General features: G+C 65.7%; 23 protein-coding genes and 4 pseudogenes. 11 read left to right on the top strand and 16 right to left on the bottom strand.

What is annotated here, in order from left to right; translation table 11 throughout:
- The first annotated feature begins 543 nt into the window (after positions 1-543).
- The gene (locus tag GNX96_RS38210) at positions 544-2,178 is read left to right on the top strand and encodes an NRAMP family divalent metal transporter (RefSeq protein WP_163572607.1); all 1,635 of its coding nucleotides are present in this window, start codon (positions 544-546) and stop codon (positions 2,176-2,178) included.
- A gap of 31 nt (positions 2,179-2,209) precedes the next feature.
- Here GNX96_RS38210 and GNX96_RS38205 read toward each other — a convergent pair whose 3' ends face one another.
- From GNX96_RS38205 to GNX96_RS38195, 3 genes are all read right to left on the bottom strand, one after another.
- On the bottom strand, positions 2,210-3,136 hold the full coding sequence (locus tag GNX96_RS38205) for a VWA domain-containing protein (protein ID WP_279582558.1): 927 nt from the start codon (positions 3,134-3,136) through the stop codon (positions 2,210-2,212).
- A gap of 73 nt (positions 3,137-3,209) precedes the next feature.
- Positions 3,210-3,620, bottom strand: coding sequence for a twin-arginine translocase TatA/TatE family subunit (locus tag GNX96_RS38200; RefSeq protein ID WP_163572606.1), 411 nt, complete (start codon positions 3,618-3,620; stop codon positions 3,210-3,212).
- Positions 3,621-3,642: 22 nt separating this feature from the next.
- Positions 3,643-3,984 (bottom strand): ArsR/SmtB family transcription factor, encoded by a 342-nt coding sequence (locus tag GNX96_RS38195; protein WP_279582557.1) that lies wholly within the window; start codon positions 3,982-3,984, stop codon positions 3,643-3,645.
- Between the two features lie 115 nt (positions 3,985-4,099).
- Between GNX96_RS38195 and GNX96_RS58410 the strand changes: the two are divergent.
- Positions 4,100-4,273: pseudogene (locus GNX96_RS58410) on the top strand (cation-transporting P-type ATPase); the annotation flags it as partial.
- 19 nt (positions 4,274-4,292) lie between these two features.
- Positions 4,293-6,596, top strand: a complete 2,304-nt coding sequence (mgtA, locus tag GNX96_RS38190) for a magnesium-translocating P-type ATPase (protein WP_279582556.1) — start codon at positions 4,293-4,295, stop codon at positions 6,594-6,596.
- A gap of 3 nt (positions 6,597-6,599) precedes the next feature.
- Here the strand turns inward: mgtA and GNX96_RS38185 are convergent, their stop codons facing one another.
- From GNX96_RS38185 to GNX96_RS38175, 3 genes are read right to left on the bottom strand one after another with little or no spacing between them, the layout of a single operon-like run.
- Positions 6,600-7,499, bottom strand: a complete 900-nt coding sequence (locus GNX96_RS38185) for a WD40 repeat domain-containing protein (RefSeq protein ID WP_163572605.1) — start codon at positions 7,497-7,499, stop codon at positions 6,600-6,602.
- Positions 7,500-7,787, bottom strand: a complete 288-nt coding sequence (locus GNX96_RS65915) for a WD40 repeat domain-containing protein (protein ID WP_390624246.1) — start codon at positions 7,785-7,787, stop codon at positions 7,500-7,502.
- On the bottom strand, positions 7,678-8,292 hold the full coding sequence (locus GNX96_RS38175) for a WD40 repeat domain-containing protein (protein WP_163572603.1): 615 nt from the start codon (positions 8,290-8,292) through the stop codon (positions 7,678-7,680). Before GNX96_RS38175 ends, GNX96_RS65915 begins: the two co-directional genes overlap by 110 nt.
- A gap of 284 nt (positions 8,293-8,576) precedes the next feature.
- Here GNX96_RS38175 and GNX96_RS38170 point away from each other — a divergent pair, with 284 nt between their 5' ends.
- Positions 8,577-10,541: a hypothetical protein gene (locus GNX96_RS38170; RefSeq protein WP_163572602.1), complete on the top strand. Its 1,965-nt coding sequence runs from the start codon at positions 8,577-8,579 to the stop codon at positions 10,539-10,541.
- Here GNX96_RS38170 and GNX96_RS61745 read toward each other — a convergent pair.
- From GNX96_RS61745 to GNX96_RS65910, 6 genes and pseudogenes are all read right to left on the bottom strand, one after another.
- Positions 10,520-11,075, bottom strand: a pseudogene (locus GNX96_RS61745) (dihydrofolate reductase family protein). The gene GNX96_RS38170 and the pseudogene GNX96_RS61745 sit on opposite strands and share 22 nt — an antisense overlap.
- 87 nt (positions 11,076-11,162) lie before the next feature.
- Positions 11,163-11,675, bottom strand: coding sequence for a helix-turn-helix transcriptional regulator (locus GNX96_RS38160; protein WP_163572601.1), 513 nt, complete (start codon positions 11,673-11,675; stop codon positions 11,163-11,165).
- 271 nt (positions 11,676-11,946) lie between these two features.
- Positions 11,947-12,495 (bottom strand): alpha/beta hydrolase, encoded by a 549-nt coding sequence (locus GNX96_RS61740; RefSeq protein WP_313885882.1) that lies wholly within the window; start codon positions 12,493-12,495, stop codon positions 11,947-11,949.
- The gene (locus GNX96_RS61735) at positions 12,425-12,910 is read right to left on the bottom strand and encodes an alpha/beta fold hydrolase (protein WP_313885881.1); all 486 of its coding nucleotides are present in this window, start codon (positions 12,908-12,910) and stop codon (positions 12,425-12,427) included. The genes GNX96_RS61740 and GNX96_RS61735 overlap by 71 nt, the downstream gene beginning before the upstream one ends.
- Positions 12,911-13,035: 125 nt before the next feature.
- Entirely contained in the window at positions 13,036-13,683 is a 648-nt protein-coding gene (locus GNX96_RS38150; RefSeq protein ID WP_163572600.1) for a response regulator transcription factor, read from the bottom strand.
- Positions 13,684-14,140: 457 nt separating this feature from the next.
- Positions 14,141-14,218, bottom strand: a pseudogene (locus GNX96_RS65910) (hypothetical protein); the annotation flags it as partial.
- 193 nt (positions 14,219-14,411) lie between these two features.
- On the opposite strand from GNX96_RS65910, the gene GNX96_RS58395 reads away from it, so the two are divergent.
- From GNX96_RS58395 to GNX96_RS58380, 7 genes and pseudogenes are all read left to right on the top strand, one after another.
- Complete coding sequence (locus GNX96_RS58395; RefSeq protein WP_279582552.1) at positions 14,412-14,540, top strand: hypothetical protein; 129 nt, start codon at positions 14,412-14,414, stop codon at positions 14,538-14,540.
- Positions 14,541-14,901: 361 nt separating this feature from the next.
- Complete coding sequence (locus GNX96_RS38140; RefSeq protein WP_163572599.1) at positions 14,902-15,690, top strand: N-formylglutamate amidohydrolase; 789 nt, start codon at positions 14,902-14,904, stop codon at positions 15,688-15,690.
- Positions 15,691-15,741: 51 nt separating this feature from the next.
- Positions 15,742-16,185: a MarR family winged helix-turn-helix transcriptional regulator gene (locus GNX96_RS38135; RefSeq protein ID WP_163572598.1), complete on the top strand. Its 444-nt coding sequence runs from the start codon at positions 15,742-15,744 to the stop codon at positions 16,183-16,185.
- Positions 16,089-16,451, top strand: a pseudogene (locus GNX96_RS65905) (MFS transporter); the annotation flags it as partial. The gene GNX96_RS38135 and the pseudogene GNX96_RS65905, both read left to right, overlap by 97 nt.
- A gap of 85 nt (positions 16,452-16,536) precedes the next feature.
- On the top strand, positions 16,537-17,580 hold the full coding sequence (locus GNX96_RS38130) for an MFS transporter (protein ID WP_279582551.1): 1,044 nt from the start codon (positions 16,537-16,539) through the stop codon (positions 17,578-17,580).
- 17 nt (positions 17,581-17,597) lie between these two features.
- The gene (locus tag GNX96_RS58385; protein ID WP_279582550.1) at positions 17,598-17,777 is read left to right on the top strand and encodes a cysteine hydrolase family protein; all 180 of its coding nucleotides are present in this window, start codon (positions 17,598-17,600) and stop codon (positions 17,775-17,777) included.
- A 16-nt stretch (positions 17,778-17,793) separates the two neighbouring features.
- The gene (locus GNX96_RS58380; RefSeq protein ID WP_279582549.1) at positions 17,794-18,150 is read left to right on the top strand and encodes a cysteine hydrolase family protein; all 357 of its coding nucleotides are present in this window, start codon (positions 17,794-17,796) and stop codon (positions 18,148-18,150) included.
- A gap of 25 nt (positions 18,151-18,175) precedes the next feature.
- Here the strand turns inward: GNX96_RS58380 and GNX96_RS38120 are convergent, their stop codons facing one another.
- From GNX96_RS38120 to GNX96_RS38105, 4 genes are all read right to left on the bottom strand, one after another.
- The gene (locus GNX96_RS38120; protein WP_163572597.1) at positions 18,176-18,628 is read right to left on the bottom strand and encodes a hypothetical protein; all 453 of its coding nucleotides are present in this window, start codon (positions 18,626-18,628) and stop codon (positions 18,176-18,178) included.
- Positions 18,629-18,726: 98 nt separating this feature from the next.
- Positions 18,727-20,256, bottom strand: a complete 1,530-nt coding sequence (locus GNX96_RS38115) for a S8 family serine peptidase (RefSeq protein ID WP_163572596.1) — start codon at positions 20,254-20,256, stop codon at positions 18,727-18,729.
- Positions 20,235-20,663 carry a hypothetical protein gene (locus GNX96_RS38110; RefSeq protein ID WP_163572595.1) on the bottom strand — a complete coding sequence of 143 codons (429 nt, stop codon included), beginning with the start codon at positions 20,661-20,663 and terminating at the stop codon, positions 20,235-20,237. The genes GNX96_RS38115 and GNX96_RS38110 overlap by 22 nt, the downstream gene beginning before the upstream one ends.
- A gap of 68 nt (positions 20,664-20,731) precedes the next feature.
- A complete protein-coding gene (locus GNX96_RS38105) occupies positions 20,732-21,160 on the bottom strand; it encodes a protease inhibitor I9 family protein (RefSeq protein ID WP_163572594.1) in 429 nt (142 codons plus the stop codon).
- Positions 21,161-21,409 lie beyond the last annotated feature (249 nt).

The following is a 21,409-nucleotide window of genomic DNA, read 5'->3' as shown; positions in this document are numbered from 1 at the left end:
TCGTCCGGGTCACCCTCCAAGGTCTATGGAGCATTGAGTTCATCGCCACGGTGCGGCGATGACGATTAATTCTACCGGTCGGCAACCGCGACATTTTTGGTCGCGTACGGGTGATCAGGAATTGCATACTTTCACAATAACCCCAACGAAACATAGAGCGCGCGCGTTCAAAGTGCGGGATTATCCCATGATCAAGAGAAAAGACGCCCCATCCATCACACCGGCCACAGGCGTGAGCCGGTCACCCAACAGACACCGGGCCAAACAGCGCCTCCCCAGGTGGGGTGGCTCACTTGCGCAAGTAGTTGACAGTTGGGGTCACTGGGGTGCACTCTTGGGCCCGGCGGCATCTGCGGCCATGCGGTTTTCGTAGCAGGACGCGAGCGCGAGGAGGTGGGTCGACGTGAGTTCCGACGACGGACATAGTACGGCCCTGCCATCGCGTCTTTTCCCTTGCTGATCTGAACTTTTCCTTTTGCGTTGCTAACCCGCGCCCATCACTGGGCGAGGGTCGCATCGCCATGCCGTGAGGCAGGTTTCGCCATGTCCAACACCACTTTGACCAAGACGGCTTTGACCAAAACCGCACCTGCGGTGCTGGACACCGCGCACACCGGCGATATTCGCGGCGCGTTCGGCACCATCCGGCAGGACGACGACGCACCTCGTCGTACGATCGCGGCGAAATTCAAGACGCTGATAGCGATCGTCGGCCCCGGGCTGATCGTGATGGTCGGCGACAACGATGCCGGCGCGTTCGGCACGTACACGCAGGCCGGCCAGAACTACGGCACCCGACTGTTGTGGACTTTGCTGTTGCTGATCCCGGTTTTGTACGTCAACCAGGAAATGGTGCTGCGACTCGGCGCGGTCACCGGGGTGGGGCACGCGCGGCTGATTTTGGAGCGGTTCGGGAAGTTCTGGGGCGCGTTCAGCGTGATCGACCTCTTTGCGCTGAACGCGTTGACCATCGTCACCGAATTCATCGGCATCAGCCTTGGCTTGTCATACCTGGGAATCCCGACCGTGCCGGGAGTGATTGTCGCGGCACTGGTGATCATGGCCGCGGTCAGCACCGGCTCGTTCCGCCGGTTCGAACGAGCTTGCCTGGTGCTGGTGGCCGGCAGCCTGTTGCTGGTGCCGATTGTGCTGATGGCGCACCCGCCGGTCGGCCAGATCGCCCGCGACTTCGTGCTGCCCGGACTGCCCGGTGGCGCCGAACTGTCCACGGTGATGCTGCTGATCATCGCCATCGTCGGTACGACCGTGGCGCCCTGGCAGCTGTTTTTCCAGCAGTCGTACGTGATCGACAAGCGGATCACGCCGCGGTTCATCCGGTACGAGAAGGCCGACCTGTGGATCGGCATCGTCGTGGTGATCGTTGGCGGGGTCGCGATGATGGCGTTCAGCGCGGCGGTTTTCGCCGGTCACCGGGAATTCGGGAACTTCACCGACGCCGGCGCGGTCGCGACCGGACTCGGACATTACGTCTCCCGTACGGCCGGAGTGCTGTTCGCGATCGCCCTGATCGACGCCTCGATTATCGGTGCCGCCGCGGTCGGTCTTTCGACCTCTTACGCGGTGGCGGACGTGACCGGCATGAAACACTCCCTGCATCGCCGGCCGACCGAGGCCAAGGGCTTCTACGCGGTTTTCGGGCTGCTGATGGCGATCGCGGCGGCGATCGTGGTGATTCCGGGCAGCCCGCTGGGACTGCTGACCGAGGGCGTGCAAACACTGGCCGGGGTGCTGCTGCCGTCCGCGTCGGTGTTCCTTCTGCTGCTGCTGTGCAACGACAAAGCCGTCCTGGGGCCTTGGGTGAACGGCCGCAAGCTGAATATTTTCACCACTTTGGTGATCGCGGTCTTGGTGATGCTTTCGGTCGTACTAACCGCGAGCGTGCTCTTTCCGTCCATCACCAGCGGCCAGATCCTGGGCATTCTGATCGGTGGCTCGTTGGCGGGATTGGCGATTGGTGCGGTGTCGCTGTTTCGCCGGCGCGCTCGTGCGGCGATCGATCGTACGAGCCGGAGCACCTGGCGGATGCCGCCGCTGGCACAGCTGGATCGCCCGGAGCCCTCGACCGGGCGGCGGCTCGGTCTCGCGGTGCTGCGCGGCTATCTCCTGATCGCGGTGGCACTGGTGGTCGTACGCATCGTGCAGCTCGCCATCGGATGACCCTACGGCAGCCGCGGCGCCCACATCAGGCTCATCGCGGCGGCCGCGAATCCACACAACAGAGCCAAACCTGCGTACCACTGGGTGACTTCCTGGGATTCGGTGTGTGGTAGCCGACCGAGCTGCCCAGATCGGCGTAGGCGCTTTTCAAGGCGTCGCTGCTGGCGGCCTCGTAATAGCGGCCATCGGTTTGGGTAGCGACCTTCTGCAACGCGTCGCGGTCGACCGGCACCGAGACTTGCTGCCCGGAGAGCTCAACTGTGCCGTCCAGAGTGCCGAAAGCGATCGTCGACACGGGCACGCGGGCTTTCTTCGCGGCCGCCGCGGCTTGGGCGTTCGGCCGTCCGTAGGTGGTGTATCCGTCCGACATCAACACGATCCGAGCCGGCGGCGCCCCCGAGGCGCCGTCGGCCGGGACACTCGCTATCGCGTCCAGACACGTGAAAATCGCCTCGCCGATGGCCGTTGACTCCTGCAGCTGCAGCGCGTCGATCGCGGCGAGCACCACACCGCGGTCCTTTCCCGGCGACACCTTCACCTCGGCGGTCTTCGCGAACGCGACCAGCCCGAGGTTGTAGTTGGCCGGCAGCTCCTTCACGAACAGTTTCGCCGCCTGCTGGGCCGCGACGATCCGGTTCGGGGTGACGTCGGTTGCCTTCATCGACAGCGAAACGTCAATCGCCAGCATGATCGTGGCCCGCTCCAACGGCACCTTCACGTCCACCGACGGCTTCGCCATCCCGGTGGCCATCGCCAGCAACACCAACAAAAAAACGCGGGTCGCCGTCAGGTGGCGCCGCCAGCCAGGTGTCTTGGGCACCAGTCTGGTCAGCAGGTCCACGTTGCTGAACCGCACCCCGGCCACCTTGCCCCGCAGCTGCGTCCACACGTACGCACCGGCCGTCGCGAGAACCGGCAGGACCAGGAGCAGCCACCACGGGCTCAGGAACCGAATCACTTCAGGCAGCCTGACTCATGCCACGTTGATTGCGCAAGTGTTTGACTATTACCTGAACCCGGCTTGGGACTTGTCAGGTGCTTTCCGGGTCAATGGCCGCCTTCGTGAGCGGCACAGTCTTCGTAAGCGGCACAGTCTTCGTGGGCGGCAGGGTCTTGGTCAGGTCCAGCTCGGCACTGACCGTCGCCGTTGCCTCGTTGACCTCGCTGAAAGCGTCCTTCAACGGCCCCAGCAAAGCCTGTTGGTCGACATCGGACAGCAGGTGTTTGCGGACGAACGTGCGCGGATTCAGGTCGCTCACGTCCAGGTCCGTGCCCAGCTCGTTCTGCAGCTGCTGGGTCGCGCCCTGAGCCATCTCACGCATGGTGCGCAGCATCCGCGCCGCGCTCTGGATCAGCCCCGGCAACCGCTGCGGGCCGACCACCAGCATCGCCACCACCACCAGCAGCAGGATGATCTTCGTCAGGTCCAGGTTATCCAGCACGCGCACTCACCTTCGGGACAGCTCAGACAGCGGATCGGCGACGTTTCACCGGAGTGGCGGACTGGCTCGCGACCGCGCGTTCCACGATATCGACCAGATGCGGGTTGTCGACGAAGTAATGCTGGTGACGGCCATTTCGGCGGGCCCCGACCAGGCCGGCGAGCTTGAGTTTGGCCAGGTGTTGGCTGGTGGTGGCGACCGTCTGGCCGATCTCGGCGGCAAGCGTACCAACGTCCTTCTCGCCGTCGGCGAGAAGCCAGATGATGTGCGTCCGGGCAGTGGCCGCGAGCATGCCGAAGATGGCCGCCGCATCCTGCAGGGTGTCGGCGGGCAGGGGTGGATGGTCGCCGGTGGGTGCGGGCACAGCCGTCCTTTCTGCGGTTCGTACGACAAGAGTGAAGCAGCGGCAACGCTTGCGCAAGTGTCTAACTGTCACGGTGCGAACGGGTCCGTAGGCTCTTCACCGTGAGGACCATGCCGTGACCCGCGTTGTACCGCTCTTCGGCCACTCCGCCAGCTCGCTCCGGGGCCTGACCGAGACCGAGGCCACCGAGCGACTGCACGCGTACGGCGAGAACACCCTCGACGCGGACCTGGCACCTTCGGTCCCCATGCGTGCCCGCTCAGCGCTGGCCAGCCCGTTCGTTGGGCTGCTAGCTGGCCTCGGGGGCGGTGTTCGCGCTGCTGGGCGACCTGCGTGGTGCGATCACGGTCGCGGTGATGGTGTCGCTGAGCGTGGCGCTGCGGTGGTGGCAACAGGCCCGGTCGGAGCGTGCGGTGCGGGGCCTGAAGGACAGCGTGACCACGACCGCGACGGTACGCCGGCGGGCCACTGCCGACGCCCGTCCGATGGACCGGGAGGTGCCGTTCGACGACGTGGTTCCCGGAGATGTCGTCAAGCTGATGCCTGGCGATCTCGTACCAGCGGACGTACGGCTGCTGTCGGCGACGAACCTGCTGGTGGACCAGTCGGCCCTGTCCGGCGAGACGCTTCCGGTCCATAAGGACGCCCCAGACGACACGTCGTCGGTCTGCTTCGCCGGCACGTCGGTGGTCGGCGGCACCGGCACCGGGCTGGTGATCGCGACCGGGCCGCGCACCCGGTTCGGTGCGATGGCGCGTACGCCCCGGAGCACCGCCCGCGAGTCGAGTTTCGACCGGGGCGTCCGAGCGGTCGGCTGGACGCTGCTCAGATTCATGTTCGTACTGGCGCCGTTTGTGCTGGTGGTGAACGGGATCGTGACGGCGAACTGGGCGCAGGCGCTGCTGTTCGCGGTGGCGGTCGCGGTCGGGCTGACCCCGGAGATGCTGCCGGTGATCGTCACCAGCAACCTGGCCCGTGGCGCGGTGTTGCTGGCGCATCGGCAGGTGATCGTGAAGCGGCTCGGTGCGATCCAGGACCTCGGCGCAATGGACGTGCTGTGCGTGGACAAGACGGGCACGCTGACCGAGGACCGCATCGCGTACGTCCAAGGCTTCGACACCGCCGGGCAGGCCGATGAGGAGGTCGTCGACTACGCCGGGCTGGCCTGCCATTTCCAGGATGTCGCGGACAACCGGCTGGACGAGGCGATCGCGGCCCGGTCCGGGGCGGTCCCCGACGCGCTCTACCGCAAGGTCGACGAAGTGCCCTTCGACCACGTCCGACGCCGCTCGACCATCGTTGTCCAGCGAAGTCGCGATGAGCACCTGCTCATCACCAAAGGCGCTCCGGACGAGGTGCTGGCTCGTTGTACGGCCGAGCCGAACGGCAATCTGACCGACGAGCGCCGACACGCGCTCACTGAACTGGCCACCGGATTCGAGAAGCGCAGCGTACGACTGCTGGCTATCGCCACTGGGCACGTCCCGGCGCGACTCGAGCACTACACCGCCCGCGACGAACGCGACCTGACGCTGCGCGGCTTCCTCGGGTTCGTCGACCCGATCGCACCCGGCGCCGCGGCCGCGGTGGCCACCCTCCGGGAGCACGGCGTCGCGGTCAAGATGCTCACCGGCGACAACCCGTACGCGGCCGCCCAGGTCTGCGAGCAGGTCGGCCTGGATCCCGGTGAGGTGGTGCTCGGAGACCGGGTCGAGGCAACCACCGACGCCGAGCTGCCGGCGCTGGTGACCGGCGCCAGCGTCTTCGCTCGCCTTACCCCGCCCCAAAAAGCGCGGGTCGTCGCCGCTCTGCGCGAAGCCAGCCACACCGTGGGGTTCATCGGCGACGGCGTCAACGACACCGCTGCCCTGCGTACGGCCGATGTCGGCATCTCGGTGACCACCGCGACCGACGCGGCCAAGGATGCCGCCGACGTGATCCTCGCCCAGCGCGACCTGAGCGTCCTCGCCGCCGGTGTCACCGAAGGCCGCCGTACGCTCGGCAACACGCTCAAATACGTCCACGCGACCGCCAGCTCCAACTTCGGGAACGTGCTGAGCCTGCTGGTTGCCAGTGTCTTTCTGCCTTTCCTGCCCATGTTGCCCATTCAGCTCGTGGTGCAGAACCTGCTCTACGACACGGCGCAACTGGCACTGCCGTGGGACCGCGTCGACGAGAGCTACCTGCGCGCGCCGCGGCGGTGGGACGCCGCCGGACTGGCCCGTTTCATGCTGGTGTTCGGGCCGGTTAGCTCGCTGTTCGACGTGGCGACCTTCGGGGTGTTGGCGTGGGTGCTCGGCACCACTACGCCGGCTTTCCAGGCGGGGTGGTTCCTGGAAAGCCTCGCGTCGCAGGTGCTGGTCGTCCTCGTTCTGCGTACCCGCGCGACCAACCTGCGTGCCCACCGCCCGTCCGGCCCGGTGCTGGCGGCCGCGTCCATCGTGCTGCTGACCGGCCTGCTCATCCCGCTGTCCCCGCTGGCCGGCGCGCTGCACATGGGCGCCCTACCAACCGCGTATTTCGGCTGGCTGCCGCTCATTCTGCTCTCGTACGTCCTCACCGTGCAGGCCGTGAAAATCGTCTACGTGCGCCGGTCTCGCGGCTGGATGTGAACGTTAGTCGAGGTCCCAGAGCCGGCCATCGCCGTCCGCGCCGACGGTGATGACCGCGTTGTCACCGCAGAATGTCACGTCAGCCGCTTTACCTTCATGGGCTTTTACTGTCCAGATGCATTCCAGCGAAGTGCTGTCCCACACCCGTACGAAACCATCGGCGGCCACCGAGGCAAACCTGTCACCACTGGGCGACAAAGCCAGCCCCAGCACCTGGCCGGTGTGGCCTTGCAGCGGCGGGAGCCGCTCACCGGTTTCCGTGTCGAAGACGTCCATCGCCGTAATTCCATTGTCTATCGCGAAAATGACCCGCCGACCGTCCGGGAGAATCAAACCAGCACTATCGGCTTCCGCCAGCATTTCCGGGTCATCGTGAGCGAGTTTGATTTCGCGTACGAGCGATCCATCGGCAACCGAGAAATACATCAGCCGCTCCCCACAGCGGCTAATGATCCACTCCCCGTTGGGATGCAGCACGGACGGCGACCCACCCGGTTCTTTGTCCTGGGTCCACAACGGCTCCGTCAGCTCACCGTCGAGATCCCACAGGTCGAGCTGAAGGTACGCGGTGAGGATGCGGCGATTATCCGGCAGCAGAAGGAAATACAGGGTGTCATCGGAGATTCCGAAAGCGGCCTCCTCGACGCCGCTTTCCAGATCGTGCACCCGTACGACCGCGCCAAAAGAACCATTCCCGCTCAGCAACCGTCGACCGTCCGGATGAATGAGTAACTGGTTGCAGTCTTCGGTGTATTCAGTCTCGAAACTGCGCAGCAACTCCCCAGTCGCAACATCATAGACGGCGAACAAACTGTAATCAGTCGTGACGACCGTACGAAGATCCGGCGACACCGCGACCGCCTGTCGCCCATGTCCCTCAAAAGTGACCCTCGGGCTCGACACCTAGACCACGTCCCACAGCCGGCCATCGCCGTCCGCGCCGACGGTGATGACCGCCTCGTTACCGCAGAACGTCACATCAGCGGCCTTGCCTTCATGGGCTTTTGCCGTCCAGACGCATTCCAGCGAAATGCTGTCCCACACTCGTACGAAACCGTCGTCAGCCACCGAAGCGAACCTGTCACCATCGGGCGACAAAGCCAAAGCCTGCACCTGACCGGCATGACCTTCCAACGGCGAGAACCGCTCTCCAGTCTCGATATCGAAAACCTCTAGAACCGGGCACTCCATTGCCCACCGCGAAAACGGCCCGCCGAGCATCCGGAAGCAACAACGCGCCGTGATCGACCTCCTCCAGCATGCCCGGGTCGTCGTGGGCAACCTTGAGCTCCCGTACGAGCGATCCATCAGCCACCGAGAAATAGGCGATCCGATCGTCGTCCCGGTTGATGATCCACTCGCCGTTCGGGTGCAGCATCGGCTCCAGGCAACTCGCGCAGTCGTCTTGAGTCCACAACGGCCCCAGCAATCCGTTGTCAAGGTCCCACATATCGAGCTGACAATAGCCGGTGAGCACACGACGACTATCCGGCAACAGAAAGAAACCCAGAGTGTCGTCGTTGATGCCGAAGTGGTCCAGCTCGGTGCCGCTTTCCAGGTCGTGGATGCGCACGACCGCGCCGTCGTATCCGCGCCCGGTCAGCAACCGGCGCCCGTCCGGATGAATGAGCACTTTGTTGATGTCTTCTGGAAACTCGGTCTCGAAACTGTGCCGCAGCGCGCGTCGAAGCGTCATAGACGGCGACCAGGTTGTCGTCGGTCGTCACGACCGTACGAAGGTCCTGCGACACCGCCACCGCCTGCTGCCCATGGCTTGCAAAAATGACCCTCGGGGTCTGCTCGTTCGTGGACATGCGGGGCAGCGTAATGGCGGCCTTCGGGCGTACGCCTGCACTTTCAGCCGTTCATAAGGCCACCCCTGTCAGCGGCTGCCCTAAAGGCTGGTCTTCCAGGCACTTCGCGATCTCCGGCGCGGCGATAGCCTGGGCAGCACAGGTCCCCGGCGGCGGAGGTTCAACGGTGCGCATTCCGGACGAGCGCGCCTTGGAGCCGGGTGGCGGACACCGCGCAGCACCGGCCCGCTCTCGCAGCGGTGGGCTCACCGACCAGGTGGTCGGCCTGCAGCGGTCGGCTGGCAACGCGGCCGTTGTCCAGTTGATACGGGAAAACCGCAGCGTTCAGCGCGACCCGACCGGCACCGTGGACGACACCGAGTTCCAGAAGAACGTCAGCGCCGGCGACTGGTCGAAGGGCATCGGATTCCTCACCGGCCTCGACGACACCGCGGTTGTCGCCACCGTGAGCAAACTGAAGCCGGGCGACCGGGAAAAGCTCCGGCAGGCCGCGCACAGCGCATCGTCGGCCCGGCTGATCCGGGTGCTCGACGGCGTGGCCGGCAAGAGCGTCAAGGTCAGCCAGGGTGAGCAGGTCGGCGGCAACACCTTCGGCATTCGCGGCGCGTACAGCTGGCAGATCACTCCAGATTCGATCGTCGTCAACGTCGGGATGCAGTTCAAACCGGACGCCGGCGTCACCGTGCCGTCGGGTGCCTGGTTCGGCTACATCCGCTCGACGTGGAACCACTACAGCGCGGTCAACCAGGCCGACCCGACACAGAAGAAGCAAATCGTCTTCAACCCGTACGAGGGCGCCGGCCACGTCATCCAGGTGACCAACGGCGAGGGCCGCGCCAACGCCGGGCATTACTACGTCGGCGACAGCCGGGCGGCCCAGTCGGTGCCGCACGAGTTCGGCCACCTGATCGGCCTGGAGGACGAGTACGAGCGGGACGCGGCGGATTTCCAACGGGTCACCGATGCCCCCGCGCCGGCCACCGCGGCCCCGGTCGAGCAGGCCCAGGCGGCCGCTCGTGGCCTGCGAGAAGCCTTGCACGCCAAGGAAAGTTTCTTCGAGAAACACAAGACCGCGGAGCACCGGCGAATGGGCATGGTGAATGCCGTGCTGGCCGCGAACAACATCGTGCCGGACTACCAGCGGGCCGAGAACGCCCTCACCCACCAGGTCGCGAAGCAGTATCAGAGCCTCTTCTCGGTCGAACTCAGCGCGGACGTCATGGCCCAGGTCGACTCGGACGACAAGGATATCTCCGACTGGCGTGAGCAGCTCGTCGGATCGTTCCAGTACACCACCACCTCGATCATGGGCGATATGTCCGACCATTCGCACCCGGTCGAGCCCCGGCACGTACGAGCCTTCGCCGCCGCTTGTCCAGCAAGCACTCGGCGGCACGTGGGCGCCTTCGATGGACCACTGATGCCGCTGCTCACCTACCGCCAGTCCGGCGGCACGCCACCGCCGGACGCCGAGGCACTGGAGGTGCACGCCGACGGCACGTACCGGCTGTGGCGGACCATCGACCGGGCCTCCCGGCCACCGAGCCCGGTCGGGAGATTCGCAGGCCGTCTCGACGAGCCGCAACACTCGGCCGTACGAGCCGCCGTGGACGCCTGCGGGCACGCCGAACCGGTGTCACTGACACCGCCCAGAGGCGCCGCCAAGGACCGGGTCACGATCGGTGCGCGCTCGTCGGAATGGGGCGACGATCAAGGACCACCAGCCCCCTGGGACGCGCTGGCCACTCTCCTGCATGAGCTGCTCGGAACCCTCACCGCTAGCCCTTCCGCCGCGATCACCCTCCGCCAGCACGATGGTGAATTGGCCCTCGTACGACTTGGGCCCGACGACTTGGAGCTGGACCTGTCCGGCGCGAACGTACGAGCGGTGAGCTGGCAGGACGGCTCACCGGTCGACGAATGGAAGGCTCCGGTCGGTGGACCGCGGTCGGCGGTGACCGGCGCGGGCTGGACTTTCCCGTTGCCCTTCGGTCATCCGTTCAGCGGGACTGTCACGGCACACGCCGATGACGTACTCGCCTTCGACGGCGAGTTCTGGCGCGCCTGCTCGGTGTCCGTACGAGACTCTGACCGGATCTTGCGTCCTGTTCAGGCTGCCGGGCTTCGGTAGCTGAGGATCACGACGCCGCTGTCGAGGCTGGTCGAGTCGATGAGTTCGAAGCTGCCGGACGAACCAGGACGATAGAGCAGGTCGCCGGCCGTCCCGGTGCCGACGAAGATCGGGTGCATCCATAGCCGCAGCTCGTCGAGTAGTCCCGCGGCCATAAGTGCGTGGGACAGGGCGCCAAAACCGTACTGCACGATGTCGTTGCCGGATTGCTGCTTGAGTTCGCGGATGGTCTCGATCGGGGTCATGGTCGATGACGGTCGTGTTGTGCCATTGCGGATCGGTAAGGGTCGCCGAGACAACGTATTTGGGGAGTGCGTTCATACGCTCGCTGAGCGGGTCGCCGGAGCGGGCTGACCACACCGGGGCGAACAGGTCGTACGTGTGCCGGCCCATCAACACCGCGTCGCATCGCTCCAGCAGCTTTGTCTGCACCTGATTGCCTTGGTCGCTGAAGCCGCCGGGCGATGGCCAGTTCTGCGGGTTTTGGATGACACCGTCGAGGGTGACATAGGTGGAATTGATGATCTGACGCACGAGGTCGCTCCGCCTTTCTATTCAACAAGCCCCATGGCCAGGACCGTATCGGCTTACGCGAGGACTGGTCTTGTACCGAAACGCAGGTCATAAGTCCAGGAACACGCCTCCTCGCAGCACCTCCGCCGGTGTGTGGCCGATCAGCTGTCGTAGGGATCGGGTCAGGTCAGGTGCGGTTGATCGTGATACCCAGTACCGAAAACCCACGTCCACGATGGGCGTACCCGCGCGCAACAGGCGGGCTGCGTGTCGCGCTCGCTCGATCACCTGCAGCTTGCGACGCGACAGGCCGACAGCCCGCGCGAACCGGCTTTGTGCGGTTCGTTCCGGCATGGTGCGGGCCGCGTCGCCGTACCGCAGATCCTCGATAAGCGGATCCAGTATCAGTAGGCCAGCTTTCCCGAGACGGTCGACGAAGACATCGACGTTCTGTGGTGTTGGCATCTCCCATGCCTGCCCGCCCAACAGGATCCGGCCGTCGGGCAGGGTTGGCAGCACCACGTCCCGGAGATTGCTCAGCCTGGCGGGAGAAAACAGCGGCAGGTACGCCCCGAGGCGAAAATCGGCTCCGAAGTATTCCGCGTCACGTGGGCACGACAATGTCGAAGCCTTTGTCGCCGGGCCGCGCAGGTGCACCGTCGTGGTGCCGCCAATACGTGCGAAACCTATCCCCGGGTTGACCGAGGCGATAGAGCTGAAGTCGTCGGTCGGGGCTGTCGCACTCGGCGGCCCAGACCCGGACCAGCGGCCCGGCCGGTCCGGCGATGACTCGATTTCTGAGTCCCATTTACCGAGTGAAGCAGAAATTTCCTCGAAATTAAGTAGAATCGGGAGATTTATTGAGCAGCATCGCAGATTGCTTTCCGTTGCGCTATTGCTGGGCGAATCGATTGAGCGCATTGATGACATTCTCGCGCATGGCGTCACTGCCGGTGTGTCCCGAGTCGCCGACGACGATCAGCTCCGCATCCGGCCACCTTTTGGTGAGTTCCCACGCGGTTCCGATGGGGCAGCCCATGTCGAGCCGGCCGTGGACCAGTACGCCGGGGATGCCGGCCAGGCGGTCAGCGTTGCGGATCAGGGCGCCCTCTTCGAGCCACGCGCCGTTGCTGAAGTAGTGCGAGCAGATCCGCACGAAGGCCAGTTGGGCGGCGGCTGGCCGCCCGGTGTAGACGTTCAGCGATCCGCTTGGCTCCGCTGACACTACGGCGTCCTCCCAGGTCAGCCAGTCGATGGCCGCCTTCGCTCGTACGTCGGCGCTGGGGTTTTCCATCAGCCGCGCGTACGCCGCCACCAGGTCGCCGTCGCGCTCGGCCTCGGGGACTCCGTCCCGAAATTTGTCCCAGGCTTCAGGGAAAAACCGGCCGACGCCGCGATACAGCCAGTCGATTTCCGAGCGACGAGCGGTGGTCAGGGACACCAGGACGATCTCCGACACCCGGTCCGGATACCGCTGGGCGTAGGCGAGGATCAGCGCGGGTCCCCCAAGAACCACCGAAGAGCATCCAGCGTTCGATGCCCAGGTGCGTACGCAGCAACTCCATGTCCGCGATCAAATGATGCGTCGTGTTGTAGCGCATGCTGGTAGCCGGATCGCTCGCGTGCGGCGTACTGCGTCCACAGCCGCGTTGGTCGAAGCGGATGATCCGGTAGCGGCTCGGGTCGAACGCGGACGGACGCGGCGTCGGCGAGAACCCGCCTCCGGGGCCGCCGTGGACGTTCAGCGCTGGTTTGCCTTTCGGGTTGCCGCTCACCTCCCAGTAGACGCGGTTGCCGTCGCCGACGTCGAGCATTCCGTGGTCGTACGGCTCACCTGCGGGGTAGAGCTCGGGCATGTCCGAAACCTTTCTCAACGAGAGACACAACAGCGCGGACATACGTTACGCGACCACCATCGCGTCATCACCGGACTAACCCCGCACCCATCACCAAGAAATACTCGACACTGCGGTGGTCGGGCTCAGTCCAGCAGGCCAGCGTCGTGCACCAGGATGGCGGCTTGTACGCGATTTGTCAGGCCCAGCTTCGAAAGGGAGCGGCTCACGTGAGTTTTCACGGTCGCCTCGCTCATCGAAAGCGTGCGTCCGATCTCGTGATTGGACAGCCCTCGGGCGACCGCTCGGATGACCGTGGTTTCCCGGTCGGTCAGTGCGGCCAGCTGGGCGCGAGCCGGGGCGGATTTCTGGGGAGTACGGGCGAATTCCTCGATGAGTCGTTTGGTCACCGCCGGGGCGAGCATCGCACTGCCGGCGGCGACGGTGCGTACGGCGCCGGCCAGCTCCTGCGGTGGGGTGTCTTTCAGCAGGAAGCCAACCGCGCCAGCGCGCAGGGCGGCATGGACGTATTCGTCGAGATCGAAGGTGGTCAGCATGATGACCTTCGGCGCACCCGGCAGCCGGCCGATTTCGCCGGCCGCTGTCAGGCCGTCCATGACCGGCATGCGTACGTCCATAAGGACCACATCGACACGGTGCCGACGGCACGCTTGGCTTGCTTCGGAGCCGTTCGAGGCCTCCGCGACCACCTCGATGTCCGGGGCCGGGTCGAGGATGAGCCGCAGGCCCGCGCGTACGAGCGCCTCGTCGTCGACGATCAGGACGCGGATCATGCTGGCTCTCCGGAGGTTGGGATGCGTGCGGACACCACGAAACCGCCATCCAGGCGGCGCTGGCTGGCGAAGTCGCCATGCAGCAGGTCGATCCGCTCCTGGAGCCGACCAGCCCGAGCCCGCTGCCCGGCAGCGAGTGGACGGCCGCCGTCGGCGGCTCGTTGCGTACCGACACTTCAAGCGTGGATGGCAGGTAGCGCAACGAAATCTCGGCGGCCGCGCCGGTGGCGTGCTTGTGTACGTTCGTCAGCGCCTCCTGGACAAGCCGGTACGCCGTGCGTTCCACCGCGTCCGGCAACGGTCGTGGGACACCCTCGACGGTGCGGGTAACGGGCAACCCCGCCCTCTCCACCAGGCGATCCAGGTCGGCCAGCGTCGGCGGCGGTTCGACCGCGGCGTCGCCCTCGCGCAACACGCCGAGCACCTGGCGCAGCTGGGTCAGCGCCTCGCGGCCGGTGGTCCGGATCAGCTCCGCCTCGGCCGCCAGCTTCGGCTCTGTCAGGTGCATCTCGAGACCTCCGGCGTGCAGCACCATCAGCGAAACCTGGTGCGCCACCACGTCGTGCATCTCGCGGGCGATCCGAGCTCGTTCGGCGATCCGGGCCCGCTCGATCTCGATCTCGTGTGACCGCTGCAGCTGTTCGGTCCGCTCGCGCAGGCCTTCGACCACCTGCCGGCGGGCCTGTACGAGCAGCCCAACAGCGAACCCGAGGACGGCGAAAACCAGGTTGCTGGCGGCCGCGGTCAGGACCTCCGAGCCGCCGGTCACGTACGTCACGACGATGACCAGCGCGACCGCCACGCAACAGAACCAGACGAGATGCTTCCGGCGTACCAACCGGCTGCCGGCGACGTAAGCCGCGGCCAGCACCGGTGGCAGCAGCGACTGAGTCACGTAAAACACCGACGCCACCAGGAAGAGCGGCCACGGATGCCGGTGCGCGATCCAGACAGCACCGGCGCAGAGAACGGCGACGATGACGGTGATCGCGGTTTGCGGTGGCGTCGAGAAAGTGAGCCACAAAGGCAGCAGGGTCGGCCGCTGCTGACCGATCGCGGTCACCGCACAGAGCACCAGCACACCGATCGCGAGCCGGCCAGGTCCACCGGCGCCAGCCATCGCCCTTTCGTCATGTGCCCAGCGTATCGGCGCCGCCGCCGGCCGGCCTCCGGCAAGAGTCGACGGCGGCGCGTTCAAGGCGGTCTGACAATGGAGCGATGAGTTTCCGTATCGTTCCCGGCGCGGCGCAGTCCCCGGTGATCCTGCACGTACCGCATGGATCTCGGACGCTGCCCGCGTACGTCCGCAAGCACATCCTCCTCGACGACACCGCGTTGGCCGTCGAGCTGGACCGGATGACCGACGCGCACACCGGGCTCATCGCGTCCGGCGCGGCGAAGAACACCCGGCCATGGATTTTTCACAACGAATTGTCACGACTGGTCATCGACCCGGAAAGGTTTCCGGACGAACGCGAGGAAATGCGCACGGTTGGCATGGGAGCGGTTTACCTGCGCACGTCGCACTGTCAGCCCCTGCGGCCAGAAAATCCCGACCACATCGAGGAATTACTCAACCGCTACTACCATCCTTACGCGGCGGCCATGACCGAATTGGTGGACGACCGGTTAGCCGCGACCGGCCGCGCGGTCATTATCGACGTGCATTCCTACCCCAGCGAGCCATTGCCGTACGAATTGCACGCGACCGGCAACCGGCCGGCGATCTGCCTCGGTGTCGACGAGTTCCACACTCCCGGGCAGCTGCGTTTTGCCGCGACAGAAGCATTTTCCGCACTCGGCGACCTCGACGTGAACACGCCTTTCAGTGGCGCGTACGTCCCACTCAAGCACTATCGCGAAGTCCCTGCTGTCACCGCGCTCATGATCGAGATCCGCCGGGACATCTACCTGACCGAGCCCGGCGGAGCTCCGACCGAGGGAATCAACGCGGTCGTACGCGCACTGGCCCGCCTCGTCACCCTGACTGATGAGTCGACAGGCTGAACTGATCAGCTCGAACTGGACAGTCTGACCTGAAGGTTCTAGGGTGAGGGCATGGACAAGATCACCGAGGGCACGTCGGCCGTACGAGCCGCGCGCGATGTGCGAGTGGTGTTCAGCCGGTTGCGGCGGCGGCTCAAGGAGATGTACGACACCGAGGGGCTGTCGCCGTCACAGACAGCCGTGCTCAGCAGGCTGGACAAAACCGGCCCAGCGTCGGCCAGCGCCTTGGCAGCGGCCGAGGGCGTACGCCCGCAGTCGATGGCGGCGACGCTCGCGGCGCTGGACCAGCGCGACCTGATCGACCGCCAGCCAGATCCCCATGACGGGCGGCGGCAGGTCATCTCGGTCAGCGAGGCCGGCCTCGCGTACATCAATGACCGGCGACAGGCCAGCGAGGAATGGTTGGCTCGCTCGCTGCAATCCCAGCTGACAGAGCAGGAGCGACAGACCATCATCACCGCCTGCGCACTGTTGGAAACGCTGATACAGCAATGAAAGCCGACACTTTCGATCGACGACTACTCGCGCCGATGATCCTGGGCTCGGTGCTGAATCCGGTCAATTCCTCGATCATCGCGGTGTCGCTGATCCCGATCGGTGCCGCTTTCGGCGCTCCACCTTCACAAACCGCGTGGCTGGTCGCGTCTCTCTATCTGGCGACCGCGATAGGGCAGCCAGTGGTCGGCCGGCTGGTGGATCTGTTCGGGCCGCGGTGGCTTTTCCTCGCCGGCACCGCACTGACTGGGCTCGCCGGCGTGGTCGGCACGTTCGCGCCGAACCTGCCGGTCCTGGTGATCGCGAGGGTGTTGCTCGGTTTTTGGTACGTGCGCTGGATATCCGGCCGCGATGTACCTGATTCGCAGCGAGGCGACGCGGACTGGCCGGGACAGTCCGGCGGGCGTGCTGACGACGCTCGCGATCGCCACCCAAACCGTCGCCGTCATCGGCCCCAGCCTCGGCGGACTGCTGATCGGCCTCGGCGGCTGGCGAACCACCCTCGCGATCAACATCCCACTGGCGGCCGTCGGCCTGATTGTCGGCGCGGTTCGGCTGCCAAAGAACGACCGAGCCGCGAGCGTACGTTCGTTGGCTGTGCTGGATCTGCCGGGCATGGGCGCTTTTCGCGACCATGCTGGTGGCGCTGCTACTTTTCCTGCTCAGCCCGCAACTCGCGCACTGGTATTTGCCGCTGATCGCGGCGACCGCGGCGGCTGGCCTGGTCATCCGGGAATTGCGCACTCAAAAAACCCGTTCCTGGACGTACGAGTGCTCGGCGGTAACCTGCCGCTGCTGGTGACCTACATCCGCAGCATGCTCGCTTACGTGGTGGCTTATGCGGTGCTTTTTGGCTACACGCAATGGATGGAAGAAGGGCGCGGGCTGAGCCCGTCGCAGGCCGGACTGGCCCAGCTGCCACTGTTCCTGACCGGGATCCTGGTCTCGGTGACGACCGGCCGGCGTCCGGAAATTCGCGGCAAGCTGCTGGTGGGAGCCACTGCCCAGATCGTGGCGTGCGTTTTGTTGCTGCTGCTGCAACCCACCAGCCCGATCTGGCTGCTGGTCATTGTCGCCGTTGTTTTCGGCCTCCCGCAGGGCCTCAACAGCCTTGCCCTGCAGAATGCCGTCTATCACCAAGCCGACCCGGACCGGCTGGCTTCCTCCGCCGGCCTGCTCCGCACTTTCGCTTACCTCGGCGCGATGATCGCCTCGGCCGCCGCCGGAGCCTTCTATCCACACCGCGCCGACACCGCCGGCCTGCACGGCCTCGGTTGGTTCATGCTCGTGCTCGCGGTCCTGTTCCTCGTGGTGACCGCGGCGGACCGGACGCTGGCACGCGTCGGCCGGCCACCCGTCGAGCAACCGGCACCTACTGAAATCGCCGCCAAATAACGGAAAGTGAAGGACTCATGACCACATCCGCCCTGCTCGTGATGGACGTACAGAAAGCCATCACCGCTCACGTCTCCGACCGCACCTACCTGCCCCGACTCGCGCGAGCGGTCGGATCCGCCCGGGAGGCCGGCATTCCCGTCATCCATGTCGTGATCGGTTTTCGCACCGGCCATCCGGAAGCGCACGCACGGTAACAAGATATTCGCCGCGGTGCCGCCAACTGCCTTCACCGAGGCCGATCCGCACGCCGCCATCGATCAGTCTGTGGCGCCGCGGCCTGGCGAAATCGTGGTCACCAAAAAGCGGGTCAGCGCTTTCACCGGCAGCGACCTGGAAGTGGTGCTGCGCTCGGCCGGCATCGAGCATCTGGTGCTGACCGGCATCGCCACCAGCGGTGTCGTGCTGTCCACCCTGCGCCAGGCCGCCGACCTCGACTACCAGCTCACCGTCCTGTCCGACGGTTGCTTCGACCCTGACCCGGAAGTCCACCAGGTATTGGTGGGAAAAGTCTTCCCGCGTCAAGCCGAGGTGACCACCGTCGACGACTGGATAGCAGCAGCTGGGTAAGGCGCCGAGACGCCTTACCCAGGAGTCAAGCTAAACCCCGCCTACCGTGTACGCGTACGGAAGTGCGGCGATTTGCTGCACTCCGTTGCGTACGCTCGTGTTGCTCACCACGTAAAGCGTACCCCTGCACTGCCGTCCCTGGCGCGGCCACCGGAACGACATTCGCGGTGAACAGCGCGGTCATACCGGCCGCCAGGTAAATCGGCGTGCTGACCGCGCCGCCGGTGACATCGCCGGTGGCGCTCGTCAGCCGGAACGACCGGCCCACCCCGGCCGGGTTGGTGACCCGCAAACTCACCGGTTTGCTACTGCCAGCGGCAATAGTCGCGGTCGGATTGGTGGGCAGTGCGTACACACCGACCGCGGATCCGTTGTATCCGACCGTTCCCTTCACCGTCTGGGTGAATTCGTTGCCACTGGTCGTCAGGTTGAGAACCACGTCGATTTCCCAGCGACCGGCGATCGGCTTGGCCTGCACCAGACCGGCGTCCGCGGTGGGCTTGTCCGACCCGACGCCCTGCAGCGTGGTCGCGGGCGTGGTGGTGTCCCGGGCGACGATCTTTCCGTTCGGGTCGATCAGGTAGAACGACAGCGGGTTGTCGACGCTCGCGTCAGCGGTGTGGAAAAAGTGACGTCGAGCTCGTTCTTTCCCGTTGGTACGTCCAGATTGTACGTGCTGATCTGACCCACGCCACGACCGACACTGCTGGTGATCGTCGTCTTGAAACTGCCGCCATTGGTGGGAATCAGCGTCCGACGCAGCACCGGCAGCGAGGTCTGCCCGCCATTGCTGCCGGCGAACTGCACCGACTCCGGGTGGTCGCCGGGAGCGCTCGGCAGCTTGACGTTCAGCGGCACGGTGACGCTGCCGTGACTGGGAATCGTGACCGGCGCCGAAGCTTTCGCGGTGGTGTAGTGCTGTCCGGTGGCCCGGAAGGAAACGTTGCCGCGATAACTACCCGGCACGTTCGGCAGCTCCTGCAGGTGCGAGCGGCCGTTGGCCCACAATACCTTCACCGTCCAGGTGCCCTTGGTCGGCGCGGCTACCTCGACGTGCTGGATGTTCGGCACGGTACCAAAAGTGCCCGGACGCGCAGCGACGACTTTGCCGTAGTCGTAGGAGATCTGCGCGAGCCGGCCCTTCGGATCGATCAGGGTGAAGGAAAGGATCGTCGAGTTGGTCGGATCCGGGATCACCAGATCCGCGTTCAACCGATCCAGACCAGCGGGCACGGTGAAGGTGATCGGCGCGGCGGCCTGCGCTCCGGCGGCCGGCACCGGCAGACTCGGGTCCGGTGCGCTGACCGGCTCGGTGACGGTGTTGCCGAGCTGGCTGGCGGTGTCCAGCGCACGGTACGTGCCGGCGACCCGCGCCGGCTGGCTGCCGGTGTTGTAAAGGCTGACCTGCTGCGCACTGCTCGTACCAGCCTCGCCGGTGACGGCGATTTGCGAGGTGGAGGCGACCAAACTGGACGAGTCCGAGGTGTTGTTGGCGGCACCGCCCGGAACCTGCTGAGCGGCCCGTACGGCGGCATAGACATTCAGCAGTCCAGCACCCTGCAAATCGGCTGGCGCGCCGACATCCTGTGCGGTGCTGGTGAGGACCTGCTTGATCAGCGCCGGCGTCGGTTTGGCGCCACCGTGGGAATCCGCGTAAGCCTGGATGATGTCGGCGACCGCGCCGGACACCAGCGGGCACGACTGGCTGGTGCCACCGAATGCCTCAGTGAGCGTGTTGGTCGGGCAGTCGGTGCCGGCCGGGCTGCAGGCCGCCTCGCCGCCGTAGCCGGGCGCCACCAGGTCGACGACCCGGTTGTTCGGCGCGGTGCCACCAGAGGAAAGCGGCGTGATGTCGTTGTTGATCCAGTTGTCATAGCCGTACGCCTGCGCGTTGAGCCGGAGCGTGTTGGTGGCCCCGACCGCGATCACCTGCGGATCGGTGGCCGGCGACGACACCGTGCCGGAAACGCCGCTGTCGCCGGAGGAAACGACGACCGTGACACCGGCCGCGACGGCCGCGTCATTCGCGCCGTAGAACAGCGAATACCGGCCGGGCGCCTGGGTGTAGCCGTACGACTCGGACATCACGTCGGCGTGTTCGACCACGACCGCGTGGTCGATCCCGGCGACGCCTGCGACTCCGAGGTCGTCTGGCCCTCGCCGTTCTGCGACTCCGGGGTGTCGATGTTGTTGGTGTCGACCAACGAGGCGTCCGGCGCGACGCCCTTGATGCGGAACGTACAACCGGCCGGCAGCCCGGAATACGGCAGCTCTTTCGAGTAGTCGTAAACAACCAGGCCCTGTCCGGCGATCGAGGACGCGTCGCCGTAATATTCGCCGTCGCTGTCGTCCTTGGTGTAGTCCGCGGCGTCGATCACCACGTGCGAGCCGTCCGGCCGGACGAAGTTCGGGTTGCCGGCGAGGTCGTCGATGCCGTCGTTCGCGACGATCACGCCCTTGCCGGTAGCGATCGCGGACGCCTGGTCCGGGTCGTTCTTGTTGCCGGTTTCCACGTGCAGGACCGAAAGCGCCTCCGGTTCCAGGAACGGCTTGGCCGGATCCTTCGGGCACAGTTTCGAGCTCAGCTGTGCGGTTTGCTGTTTTTCGAAACGACCTTCGACGGTACGAGCAACGGCAGGTCCGGGACCACCCGTTGGACGGCCGGATTACGGCGGACGCGATCGACCTCGGCGGCCGACAGGTGCGCGGCGACGGCGTTGACGGCGACAAGCTGCGTCACATCCGTACCGCCGTGGGCCTTGATGTCCTGCACGATCGAGGTCTGATCGGATCGCGTGGTGGACGTACGCTGCGTCCCCTGCGCCCTCAGTTTCAGGTTCGGGTGCTGGTCTTTGAGCACCACGATCACCGCGCCACCGGCGTCTGCGCCATCCACCGCGGGCGCCGGCGACGGCGCGGCGGTGGCGGCAGTCCAGATCCCGCCGGTGAAGGTAAAGGCAACAGCCAACGCGAGCGCCGAACCGGTCGCGAGCAGGCGGCGTCTATCCACAGGAGCTCCTACCGAATCAGGAAAATGCAGGGGTGAACCGGAACCGGGGTTTTGGCTTGACCGCACCGAAGCAACGCCGACTCGGTGGAACCACGAATCAGCGCCACTTCGGAATTCAACCTAAGCCGGTGACTGTGAGACCACAAGCTTCTTAAGCAGCCCTTGAGCCGTACGAGCACACAAATGGCCGACTGCGGACAGCGTGACCGTGTTTGGGTAGAGTTTTGTCCGGTTCGCACCACGCAGGCT

This window comes from Fodinicola feengrottensis, from assembly GCF_010993775.1.
Taxonomy (GTDB): Bacteria; Actinomycetota; Actinomycetes; order Mycobacteriales; family HKI-0501; genus Fodinicola; species Fodinicola feengrottensis.
Note: the sequence above shows the minus strand (reverse complement) of the source record. Positions and strands in the feature narration are given on the sequence as shown.